This window comes from Fredinandcohnia onubensis, assembly GCF_002734215.1.
Classification (GTDB): Bacteria; Bacillota; Bacilli; order Bacillales; family Bacillaceae_L; genus Ferdinandcohnia; species Ferdinandcohnia onubensis.
In genome coordinates, this window is record NZ_NSEB01000007.1 from 337,758 (window position 1) to 350,612 (window position 12,855).

Annotated in this window: 4 protein-coding genes; 2 read left to right on the top strand and 2 right to left on the bottom strand. The window is 37.5% G+C overall.

Annotated elements, in window-relative coordinates:
• The first annotated feature begins 41 nt into the window (after positions 1-41).
• Together CKK03_RS10690 and pelA are read left to right on the top strand one after the other, a co-directional pair.
• Positions 42-4,022: a right-handed parallel beta-helix repeat-containing protein gene (locus tag CKK03_RS10690; protein ID WP_180271224.1), complete on the top strand. Its 3,981-nt coding sequence runs from the start codon at positions 42-44 to the stop codon at positions 4,020-4,022.
• Between the two features lie 351 nt (positions 4,023-4,373).
• Complete coding sequence (pelA, locus tag CKK03_RS10695) at positions 4,374-8,720, top strand: pectate lyase (RefSeq protein ID WP_099362563.1); 4,347 nt, start codon at positions 4,374-4,376, stop codon at positions 8,718-8,720.
• A gap of 163 nt (positions 8,721-8,883) precedes the next feature.
• Here pelA and CKK03_RS10700 read toward each other — a convergent pair whose 3' ends face one another.
• Both CKK03_RS10700 and CKK03_RS10705 read right to left on the bottom strand, forming a co-directional pair.
• On the bottom strand, positions 8,884-11,166 hold the full coding sequence (locus CKK03_RS10700) for a glycoside hydrolase family 95 protein (RefSeq protein ID WP_099362564.1): 2,283 nt from the start codon (positions 11,164-11,166) through the stop codon (positions 8,884-8,886).
• Positions 11,167-11,334: 168 nt separating this feature from the next.
• Positions 11,335-12,840 (bottom strand): extracellular solute-binding protein, encoded by a 1,506-nt coding sequence (locus tag CKK03_RS10705; protein WP_099362565.1) that lies wholly within the window; start codon positions 12,838-12,840, stop codon positions 11,335-11,337.
• Between the last annotated feature and the right edge of the window lie 15 nt (positions 12,841-12,855).

Below are 12,855 nucleotides of genomic sequence, written 5' to 3' on the forward strand. Positions count from 1 at the left end.
TTTCATCTGTATTTCATTACATAAAAAAGGGAGGCCAAATGGTGAGGAAGTTTAAACGTTTTATTACTGTGCTACTTTGTTTACTATTATTGTTGCCTAATATGAGTTTGAATGTGTTTGCTGCTGAAGGTGAAACCACTGAGATGGTTGATATTCCTGAAACTTCTGATTGGAAAGGTGCTGTCGGTGGCGATGTTGGCGGTAATGATAAAATTACTGCCGAAAACTTTTCAATTAAGGAAAATGAAGACGGCACTGTCAATATGAGCGTCAAAAACGATCGAGGAAAAATCTCAAGTAGTTCAGAAGGAATTGCTTATTATTATCAGCAAGTTAATCCAACAGATAATTATGAACTAACAGCTAAGGTTAAGGTTGAAACCTTTGAGGCAAATAGTCAGGTTGGTTTTGGGATTATGCTAAGAGGCAATCTATTAACTTCAACTGATGTAAAAACTGGTGATTATCTTGCGGTAGGTGGTATCAAGCAAGATATTAGAGGGTTCTATAAGTACAGTAGCGCTTCATCTATATATCCAGATGAGCTAGACTTTGCAGCAAACAACCCTGCTCCCGGGGAAGAGTATACACTTAAGCTTAGAAAAGAAGGAAATATTTATCAATTAACAGTCGGTGAAGAAACAAAAACGTTCACAGATTTTAATGGGGAAATGAATTATGTTGGATTTTTCGCCGCAAGAAATGTAAGCGTTATCTACAATGATATTAATTTAAATAAATATAAAAAAGTCCAAAGATTAGAAGTAAATAGCGATCATATGAAAAAGGAATATCTAACGGATGAAGAACTAAACCTCGATGGTTTAGTCGTTAAAGCAATTTACGATACTGGCGAAGAATCTACTTTATCTGTAAATGAATTTATCGTTACCGGTTTTGATAGCAGCACTGTTGGGACAAATACAATTAAAATTAGTTATGGTGGAGTTGTATCAACAGTTGACTTAACAATCAATGCCATAACTCTAAATGACTTAACAATCAAATACTTCCCTGCAAAAACGGTTTATTACCCCGGTGATAAGTTTGAATCAGCTGGATTACAAGTATTCGGTTCGTATAATAATGGTGAAACCTATGAACTTTCTGCGGAACAATATAATTTTAAGATTGATGATATTACTTTAGATGATTCATTCGAATTTAAAGTACCTGGTACAAAAACCGTATCAATTGTGCCAAAAGATTTTCCTGCTGTTACAGCAAGCTTTTATGTAACTGTAAAAGATACTGAGCTTGAAGGGCTTGAGATAAAGAAACAACCTGTTAAAACACAATATTTTATTGGTGATCCACTCGATCTTACTGGATTGGTTGTTTATGCCATCTATAAGGACGGATCTCAGGTAAGATTACTAGAAAATGAATATGATGTCTACAATTTTGATACGACAACACCTGGAGACAAGAATGTAGTAATCAGCCATAAGGATGCAAGTAAAACTATCACATTCAATGTAAAAGAAAAGGAAGTACTTGAATTAAAAATAACTAAGTTTCCTAATACAACTTTTGCAATCGGTGACGTGTTTGCATCTAATGGATTAGAAGTTTCAAAGGTTTATGATAATGGAGATCAAGAGGTATTATCAACTGATGCCTATGTTGTTGACTCCAGTTCATTTAATAGTGATGTGGCCGGTACGTACTCTATTACTGTGAGTCCAACAGTAGATTTGGAAGTCAGCCCCATCACATATAAGGTTACAGTTAGAGAAAAAACAGCATACAATTTTGATTTTATTCGCTTTGGCCAATCAACCTCAGATGAAAGAAATACAATTGAGTACTTAGAGAATGATACCGTTCGTTTAGCTGCTATTGATGGTGGCGGTAAGGTTACTGGAGACCATGATGGAATCTCCTTCTATTACACCGAAATTGATGCGAATGAAGATAATTTTGAGCTCTCAGCTGATATCAAGGTTGTTGAATACGCAAAGAATCCTCATGATGGACAAGAGTCCTTCGGAATTATGGCGAGAGACGCCATATACGAAACTGGCGACCAAAAGGGAATTTTTGCGAGTAATATTGCCGCAATCGGAGGTTATTCAGGTGGTACTCGAGATGACAACGGAACACAACTGTTTGTTCGAACAGGGGTAACATCACCGGATGGTACAGGAAGCCTAGGTATTCAAAAAGAAATGGTAAAGGCAGAAAGACCAACACCTTCTAATACTCATCCAAACAAAACATATCGTCTTACACTTAAGAAAACGAACAGTGGTTTTACAGGAGTACTTAATGACGGTGAGAAAACGATTGAAAAAGAGATTTATGCACCAGATATTCTAAACGTCCAAAATGGAAAAGCTTATGTCGGCTTCTATACTGCACGTGTAGCAACAATTGAAGTTAGTAATATAGACTTCAAGGTAACAGCAGCGGAAACAGATGCTCCTAAAGAAGAAGCACCTGTTAAAGAGGTCACTCCTCAGTTTGATATTTTATCATTGGAAAGGACTTCTGATGCGAATTATCGCCTTATCGTTCAATCAAATGTGAATGGAACTGTGACGATTAAAGAAGGCAATGAAACGATTCGTTATGATGAACCTATTATTGCCGGGCAAAAGCTTGAAATACAAACAAAAATCGCAAAAAATGCAAATACAAACTTTAGTTTTGTATTTATACCTGACGAAACTCAAAAACTAACAGACTATAATAGAATCATTCAAAACTTCACGGTTGAAATGAAGACATTTGCCGAAGATGGAAATATCTATGTTTCTCCTAACGGATTGAGTTCCGGTGACGGATCAAAAGAAAATCCATTAGACTTAGATACAGCCATTGAATTTGTAAAACCAGGTCAGCACATCTATGTGATGGAAGGTCGCTATGTGAGAAATGCGATACTAGAAATTAAGAAATACAATGACGGCACTGAAGATGCGATGAAGTACTTATGGGCTGATCCTGCCGCTACAAGTAGACCTATCATTGATTTTGATAAGAAAACGGAAGGTGTTATTCATAGCGGTAACTACTGGCATGTAAAAGGCTTAGACTTTATTCAATCTGCCGGCAACACAAAGGGCTACACAGTTGGCGGTAACCACAATATTATTGAAAACATAAAAACCTATCAGAACGGAGACACTGGTCTACAAATCAGCCGTACGGATGATTCTACTACTATAGCTGATTGGCCATCTTATAACTTGATTCTTAACAGTGAATCATTTGATAACCGTGACCCATCTGACAATAATGCAGATGGTTTTGCTGCAAAACTCACGGTTGGTGAAGGTAATATTTTTAGGGGTACTATCGCCCATAATAATATTGATGATGGATGGGATCTTTATACAAAGGTTGGTACAGGTGCTATTGGAGCAGTTACAATTGAGGATAGCATTGCGTATAACAACGGTTTCTTAACAGATGGAACTGTTGGGAGTGGTGATAAAAACGGCTTTAAGCTTGGTGGTGAAGGTGTCCTTGTCCCTCATACTATTAAAAATAGTGTTGCTTTTGGAAACGGAGCATCAGGTTTCACAAGTAATAGTAATCCAGGTGTGATTGCCGAAAATAACTATGCATTTAATAATGCCGGTGGAAATATGGCGTTCACAACATATGGTCACATTACACCTGATTTTACAATTGATGGGTTTATCTCATTCTTTACAGAAAACAGCCAAAAGAAAACAGACAATTATCAACACGCTGATTTAGATAAGAACTTCATGTTTAATGGAGAACAATCTGTTAATAAATCTGGTGATGTGCTTCCGGATGAGATCATTCAATCTTTGGCTACCATTCAGAACTTCGAACGTAGTCAGGATGGTGAAATTGATTGGAATGGTGTTTGGGATACGTTTGGTGACTTTATGGCTCAATATGAAGAACCAAGCGAAGTTTGTAAAAAACCAGGTAAAGGGCCTAAACCTGGTAAGGGGCCTAAACATAGAGAAGGTCAAAAACCTGGAAATAACCCAATCCCGGGATATTGTAAAAACCTAGTAAACATGCAGAATCGTTAATTTAATATCTTAAAGAACGAAAAATAATCATACGAGGTTTTCTTAACTAGAGTTAAAGAGGGGGTCCCCCCTCTCTTTTTTTACCCCCTTCTTCTCTCACACTCCCCCCCATTACATAGATAATCATTTAGTAAGGATTTCCCTTTTTAGCAACATCCGCATACTTTTATAGCAATATGTTGCTATAGATTGGCATCAAGCTTATGTTACACTCTCCTTTGTAACCGTTTTATTAATTGAATATTCTGATAGTTCTTTAGACCTATTAGGGAGGTGAGTCGTTTTTACTAGAAATTAAATGACTAGTTTTTGTTGTTCTACTTATTGTTTATAGAAAGGAGATTTTAATGAATGAGTACAATTAAACGTTACTTTTATTTGACATTGGTAGTTTTGCTCACATTCACAAGTTTATTTTCTACCGTATCTATTACTCCTGTTCATGCTGAAGAAACGGACGCATCCACCTTCCTTTTTGAGGCAGACTTTAATAATGACACCACTGGGGAACATCCCTCAGGATTTGTTGTATCTGAAAGTGGTGGAACCATTCAAGTAACAGAGGTTCCCGACGCCACGAACAAAAGTGTGTTTTTAGATGATACAAGTGATTCAGCAGACGTTAATCTAAGCAAATCCTTCGAGGAGCTTGTTGGTGTCGTTACTGTCCAAATGAAATTTATGCAACCACAGTATACAAGCTCCACAAAGGTAATGAGAGTAAAAGGAGACAAAACTCCACTCATTATCGAAACCAAAGACAAGAACATATCATATCGTATTGGCAGCACCTATGTACCATTAGTCCCTCTTGAGGAAAATGTGTGGTATGACATCAAGACTGAAATCGATTTAAATAATCAAACAGCAAATGTTTATATCAATGGAGAACTTAAGTTAGAGAATGCTAAGTTAAATGAACCTACTACAAAAATAAGTTATTTTGAAACATTCACACCTGGAAGTAAAGCATTAGGACATTATGTAGATGATATTACAATTTCTGGTTCATTTCCTGAGGCTAATCCTGAAGAACCTACAGATCCTGAGAATCCATCTGAGCCGACACCTCCTACTGAACCAGGTGCAGGTGGAATCTATGAAGCGGAAGATGGAAAGTTAGTAAATGCAATCATAGACAACAAACATCCTGGGTTTACAGGAACTGGCTTTGTAGATATGGTACCGAATGCACCGGGCGGATCAATCGAATGGAAGGTAGACATTCCTGCTGCAGGAGAATATACCTTAGATTTCCGCTATGCTCATGGTGGTACAGACGAACGTCCTTCAGAAATTAAAGTTAATGGAGAAATTGTTGAACCTAAACTTGCATTTAATCCAACAGGTGGTTGGGCGAATTGGATCTACACTTCAACCAAGGCTAACTTAAAAGCAGGTGAAAACGTCATCGTAGCTTCCGGTGTTGGGTCCAGTGGAGGTGCGAATATCGACCATCTAAAAATTTATACGGAAGTTGATCAAACCTATGAAGCAGAAGATGCCCTACTTGATGAAACAGGGGTCATCATCGATAATCAGCATACTGGGTTCACAGGAACAGGTTTTATTGATTTTAAACCAAATCAAGCTGGTAGCTGGGTTGAGTGGACAGTACATGTTCCAACTGATGGAGAATACTTCCTTGACTTTAGATACGCGTCCGGTGGAACTGATGCAAGACCTGCTGAGATTAAAGTAAATGATGAAGTAGTTGCAGAATCGTTAGCTTTTGATCCTACAGGAGCATGGACAACATGGGTATATACTTCTACGAAAGCGACCCTAAAAGCTGGTGAGAATAAAATTCGTGCTACAGGTGTCGGTACTAATGGTGGCGCAAATATTGACCATTTACGAATCCATAATAAAGAAGCTGGGTCTGATGAAGGACCTATCGAAATTGAGGACTCTGAATTAAAGGATATAGTTAGCGGACTTTACTTGAAAAAGTTAAATGAGTTGGGAGTAATCGTTGAAAACCAGCCTGAAGATACCGATTCTATTACAAGACTCGAATTCATGTCTTTAATAAACAGTAAACTTGTATTAGTTAAAGAAGAACAATTCAAGGGATTAAGCACTGAATCTATGGTTTGGGAAGTTTCTCTAAATGAGTGGTACTCATATGTTCTAGCTGCTGCTAAACAAGCTGGATATATGGATGCTCTTGTGAGAAATGGAAAGATACAACCTAACAAGACCCTAAAGAAAAAGGAAGCTGTAAAAATTATCCAAGAGCTAAATGGCTCCTCAATGAATGCAGATAATAACAAAGAACTCACATGGGGGGAAGCTAAGAAACTCGTTAATTCCCTTCCATCAGGAGAACAAAATAAAACAGTGCAAATCGCGGATATTCATGCAATTTCAAACAATCTTATTGCGGTTACGTTAAATAGTACTTTTGATGAATTTGATTTCTCTGATATTAGTGTGGTTTACCCTACTGGCAATTGGGCGACTCTAAGCCCTAACTTTAAGAATCTTAGAATTGACAAGGCCGCAAAAGGTAAAAATAAATTTGGTCAAACGGTCCTTATTTTAAATAGTTTGGATGAGTTAGATCAAAACGGGCAGTATATCGTAGAGCCTGAGAAAGTAACTTTTAAGGGCGATTTAAACGATGCGATTCGTAAAGCAGATAATCTATTAACCTGGCAAATGGAACACGGTGGTTGGACCAAGAACTGGCCACATATATATGAACGTCCATGGGATGGTAAGGAACCGCGTTCAGAATGGGTAGCCAATGGTGTTGAATTAGGAACGATTGATAATGATGCAACGATTAAGGAGATACTTTTCTTAGCCGAAGTATATCGTGAAACTGGTGATGAAAAATACAAAGATAGTATTGAAAAAGGCTTTGAATTCTTGTTCCAATTACAATATGACACAGGTGGATTTGCTCAGGTTTATCCTAGACGCGGTAACTACTCTGACTATGTCACATTTAATGATGAAGCGATGATCAATGTATTGGAGATGATGGATGATGTTGTCGAAAAGAGATATCCATTCGATGCGGATGTAATAAATGATTCTTATGTTAATAGAATCAAACTATCCATTAAGAGTGGTATTGATTATATCTTAAAAGCACAGATCAAATTCTCTGATGGAACATTGACGGCTTGGGGTGCTCAGCATGATCCATATACGTTTGAACCACAAAAAGCACGTGCATATGAGCATGCTTCAGTTTCAGGTTCAGAATCTATTGGAATCATAAGATTCCTTATGTCTCGTCCACAAACTGACGAAATAAAGAAGTCTGTTCGTTCTGCGCTAGAGTGGCTAGATGAGGTTAAACTTGAAAATACGCGATATGTAAGTGGTGATCCAAATAATGTGTATTTTGTTGAAGATCCAAATTCAACGGCTTGGTACAGATTTTATGAGATTGGTACAAACCGAGGAATCTTCTCAGGCCGCGACGGTGTTATTAAATATGACATTATGGAGATTGAAGAAGAGAGACGAAATGGCTATTCTTGGGGCGGGAACTGGGCTACGAAATTATTAAGTACCGCTGAAGAAACTGGATATTTTACAAATAACGTATATGTTCAGGTTGTTGGTAGTAACTCTAAAGATCTATATGATAGACAATTAGAAGATGGTGATATCAAAGTTGTGAAAAGCCTAGAAAAACAGATTAGCCAAATTGAAAATGAAATTTTTGTTGCTAAAGATGGAACTGGAGATTATACAACAGTCCAGGCAGCAATCGACGCAATTCCTGCAAACAATACAACTCCAATTACAATTTTCATTAAAAATGGAGTCTATAAAGAAGTTGTTACTGTGCCGAATAATAAGCCATTTATTACAATGATTGGTGAAAATCCGGAAAACACAGTGATTACATTCGATAACTTTGCAGGTAGAGATAATGGTGTTGGTGGAACTCTTGGTACAAGTGGAAGTGCCAGTGTGTATTTACGCGCAAATGATTTTAGAGTAGAAAATGTAACATTCGAAAACTCTTTTGATGAAAGCTCAACAGATGTGAGCGGAAAACAAGCTGTTGCCGTATATGCTGCTGGGGAACGTCAATATTTTAAAAATGTAAGATTCATAGGTAATCAGGATACATTATATGTTCACTCTGGAACACAATATTATAATCAAGTATATGTTGAGGGCGATGTCGATTTCATCTTCGGTGCAGCACGTGCTGTTTTTGAGGATTCCGTCATTCACTCACTTGACCGTAAATCAAACTCAAATAATGGCTATGTCACTGCTGCAAGTACATTGATCACGGACCCATACGGTATTTTGATTAAGGATAGTAAGCTAACAAGTGATGCCCCTGCTGGTACTGTATATTTAGGCAGACCTTGGCCTGCTGGTGGCAATCCGAATGCGATAGGTAGTGTGGTCATTATGAATAGCGAACTGGGTGATCATATTAAGACAGAGGGTTGGACTTCCATGAGTGGTTTAAATCCAGAAGATGCCCGTTTGTTTGAGTATAAAAACTACGGCCCCGGTGCTGCAATCAATGAATCAAGAAGACAGCTTACAGATGAAGAAGCTGCTAACTGGACAGTACAAAATGTATTAAAAGGTTGGGATCCTTCTGATGGTGAAGGTTGTGAGAAACCAGGAAATGGACCCAAGAAAGAGAAAGATCCAAAACCTGGAAATAATCCAACACCAGGATATTGCAAAAAGGCTGGAAATTAAGTTAAAATCGTGGACTTAAGCTCCCTATAAAGTTTATAGCTTCACAGGAAAAGAGAGGGTCTCCCCTCTCTTTTTTAGATCAGATACATGAATAATTGGTGTTAGAATTGCTATTCCATAACCTCGTACACTAATTAGAGCATAGTAAGTACATATTCATATCCTAAGATAAAACTAAATTATACACTTTTCCTTTTTCTGTATTAAATTGAATGAAAGAGTCACCCAATTGCTTCACATCGAGCACTTTACCCTCAGATAGGACAACCAGACTTTTTGTGTATCTTACGGTACATTTATTCCCATTGAAAGAATAAATGCTTGCATGCTTTAACTCATTGCCTTTCCATACAATATCGACTTCATATCCACCTCTTGCTCGTAATCCCTTCACTTCTCCCTCGCTCCATGCTTGAGGTAGGGCGGGCAAAAGATGAATCTCATCCATATGACTTTGTAAAAGAAGCTCCGCAATCCCAGCAGTTCCTCCAAAGTTCCCATCAATTTGAAACGGAGGATGATTATCGAATAGATTCGGGAGTGTTGAAGATGATAATAATTCTATAATATTTTGATAAGCTATATCGGCTTCCCCAAGTCTTGCCCACATATTGATAATCCACGCTCTACTCCACCCAGTATGGCCTCCCCCATTTTGCAATCTACGTTCTAATGTTACTTTCGCAGCGTTAGCTAATTCAGGCGTATGTGTTGGATTGATTTGATTTCCCGGATGTAGGCCAAATAAATGAGAGATATGACGATGCCCAGGCTCTGCTTCGACATAGTCCTCCAACCACTCCTGTATTTGACCATGCTTTCCAATTTGAATGGGTGGCAGTTTCGATTGTAAGGCTTGTAGTTCTAAGCGAAATTCTTGATCTGTTTGCAGAAACTCACTCGCTTGAATACAACTTTTGAAAAGTGCATTAATGATTTGACTATCCATAGATGGTCCTTCACACAATGTACCTTTTTCCCCGTTTGGCAATATGTATTTATTTTCTGGAGAAACCGAAGGTGAGGTAATGAGGTACCCATCTTTGTTCTCAATGAGAAAATCAACAAAAAATAGTGCTGACTCTTTCAATATTTTATAAGCTCTTTCTAAAAAGCTAATATCCTCTGTATATTGATATCTCTCCCAAAAATGCAGGCTTAACCAGGCAGCACCTAAAGGCCATACTGTTGCAGGCATATACATATCTTGTGGGGCTGTATCTGCCCATATATCCGTATTGTGATGAGCTGTAAAACCTCTGCAACCATACATAACTTGTGCAGTTTTCTTTCCTGGCTCAACCAAACGTTCAATATGTTCAAATAACGGTTCATGGCATTCAGAAAGGTTAGCCACCTCTGCTGGCCAATAGTTCATTTGTGCATTAATATTGATTGTAAATTTACTATCCCACGGTGGTAGCATCTGATTATTCCAAATCCCTTGGAGATTTGCCGGTAAGGATCCAGTACGACTTGATGAAATGAGTAAATAACGTCCAAACTGAAAGTATGTACCAATTAGGCCTAAATCCTCCTCACCTTTTCTAACTAAATTTAATCGCTCGTCAGTTGTAATTGAACTTTTGTCATCCTTGGAGGATAATTGTAAGGAAACACGTTTAAATAATGATTGATAATCTTCAATATGAGATTGACGTAATGCATGATATGATTGAAAAGTAGCTGCTTTAATCGTATCTAGGCATTCTACTTTCGGGTTCTCACAACGAAAAGAAGTAGCTGCTGAGAGAAGAATCGTAACTGCATCTGCATTTTCAATTATCAAACGGTTCCCAAGCGCCTTAACTGAACCATTTTCTGGAATTAGCTTAGCAACACTACAGAAGGTAATCCCGCCTTCTCCCCCTGTTTTACCTTGCATCATGATTTGACTATCGTGAAGGGGCTTCATTTCATCGTAATTACGACCTTTTCCTCTATCAAAATATAATTGAAGTGAGATTGACTGTTTTTCCGACGCTGTAATTCTTAGAACCATGACTTGCGAAGGGTAACTAGAAAAAACTTCTCTATTAAACTCTATTTCTCCGATTTTATAATGTATATTCACGATTCCCTTCTGTAAATCAAGCTCTCTTCTATATGAGGACACTTCACCTTCTCCATGCAACTGCGAAAAATATAAATCACCAAGTGGTTCATAATGTCGCTGTGTTGCTGGGATTCCAGACAATGCTAAGGCTGCAAGGGATTCCGCCTTCTTAAGTTCACCTTCCGATAAGAGTCTACGTACCTCCGGTAGATTTTTTAGTGCGTCGGGATTGTTACGGTCCCTTGGTCCCCCATACCAAACTGAGTCCTCATTGAGTTGTATTTGTTCAAATTCAACACCACCAAATATCATTCCACCTAATCGGCCATTTCCAATCGGCAATGCCTCATTCCAATCTTTTGCAGGTTGTTCATAAAAAAGTTTATTCATTCCTTAGCCCTCACTTCTTGTAGGTAGTCTTCTTTCAAAATAGAATAGGCTGTTGGGGAGTTTACTCAACAGCCTATTCTTATTTAGTTGATTTCTAAACTTCATAATCCATTGAGTTTAAGTCTATCTTTTAACATTCTGACTTAGCAGTAACCGTTTTAGTCGAATCTATTTAGACTTTTGATATGCCTCATTAAATTCAACAATCACTTCACTACCACCCTGTTTTTTCCATTCTTCTATCGCTTTATTAAAACCATCTTTATCAATTTGTCCCAAAATATATTTGTAAGTAGCATCGACCATAATTTGTTTTAGTGTTTCTGATTTTTTTGTAAATGTATCCGATTCAAGTGTGACGGTTGGATTATGAATAAGGTATTTGTTATTATCAACTATTAACTCTTCTGCTTTAAGTTTTACATCGTAACTATGATATGGTTGTATTCTTATAGTCTCTATATCACCGATATGAATTGAACTTAATGGTCGCACATCCCGATCTATAACCGCTCTTTTTTCTTCTAATGGTGCAGCGAGTCCATCTTTTATTTCATAATGCTCCCCTTCAATACCATAAGAAATTAAGTTTGCCATGTCAGGATTAAGTAATTTATCGTAAAAGCTTAAAATTTCTTTTAACTGTTCTTCAGTTTTAACTGACGACTTAGGGAACAAGTTAATACTTCCAAATCCAGGAATTGCCCAAATTCCATATTCTCCATGTGGTCCTTCAACATAGTTTTGAACGTCATATTCTAAATCTGGATTTAGCTGAATTCCATCATTATATAAACCTGCCACATCTCCTATTGAGCCTACATACACACCAGCAGATCCATTTTTAATCATCGCTTGTTGATCAGGCTTACTTGTAACTGGAAAATCTTGATTCATATACCCATTACTATGAATTTTTTTCATATAATCTAAGGTTTTCATATATTCATCAAACATAAACTCTGGTAAAAGCTTACCATCTTTTATTCCCCAATCATTAGGGGTTCCAAACCAAGAAGCAATCGTTTTAAATGCACCATAAACCAAATCACTTCGATCTGTTAAACCAATTGTATCGTCTTTACCATTTCCATCAGGATCATCTTCGGTAAAGGCTCTCAGCATTTCGTAGAAATCTTCGGTTGTTTTTGGCGTTTCAATACCTAATTTATCTGCCCAATCTTTTCTGTATATATATCCTTGTCTTGACATAGGTGTTGCTCGATAGATTCCATACACTTTTCCGTTTACCTTTGTATTGTTTATAACCTCTTCCCTTAGTTTACTTAAATTTTCATAGTCGTCTAAATAAGGGCCAATTTCCCAAAACTGTCCATCCCTGATTGCCTCTTTGTACTGGTTATACATCTCAAAACCCATTGGAACGATTTGGGGAAGTGATTCTGTGGCAAATGCCGAGTTTAACTTTTCATCGTAAACATTATTGGGAATCCATTGAATGTCTAATTCTGTGTTTGTTTTCTCTTCAATCATGTTGATTATTTTGTCACTTGGTATTTCTGGAGTGTGAAGTGCTGTCATCATCGTAATCTTTGTTGATCCATTGTTACGAGTTTTCTCTGATACTTCTTCTCCTTGACTACAGGCTGAAAATAAAATTGTGGAACAGGCTAAGATAGCTGCCCAAGAAAATTTTGTTCTTTTTCGACTCATAGAATTATCTCTCCT

What these genes read in the sequence shown, in the direction of transcription:
- pelA (WP_099362563.1), top strand. Translation starts at nt 4,374, where the DNA reads ATGAGTACAATTAAACGTTACTTTTATTTGACATTGGTAGTTTTGCTC.
- CKK03_RS10705 (WP_099362565.1), bottom strand. Translation starts at nt 12,840, where the DNA reads ATGAGTCGAAAAAGAACAAAATTTTCTTGGGCAGCTATCTTAGCCTGT.
- CKK03_RS10700 (WP_099362564.1), bottom strand. Translation starts at nt 11,166, where the DNA reads ATGAATAAACTTTTTTATGAACAACCTGCAAAAGATTGGAATGAGGCA.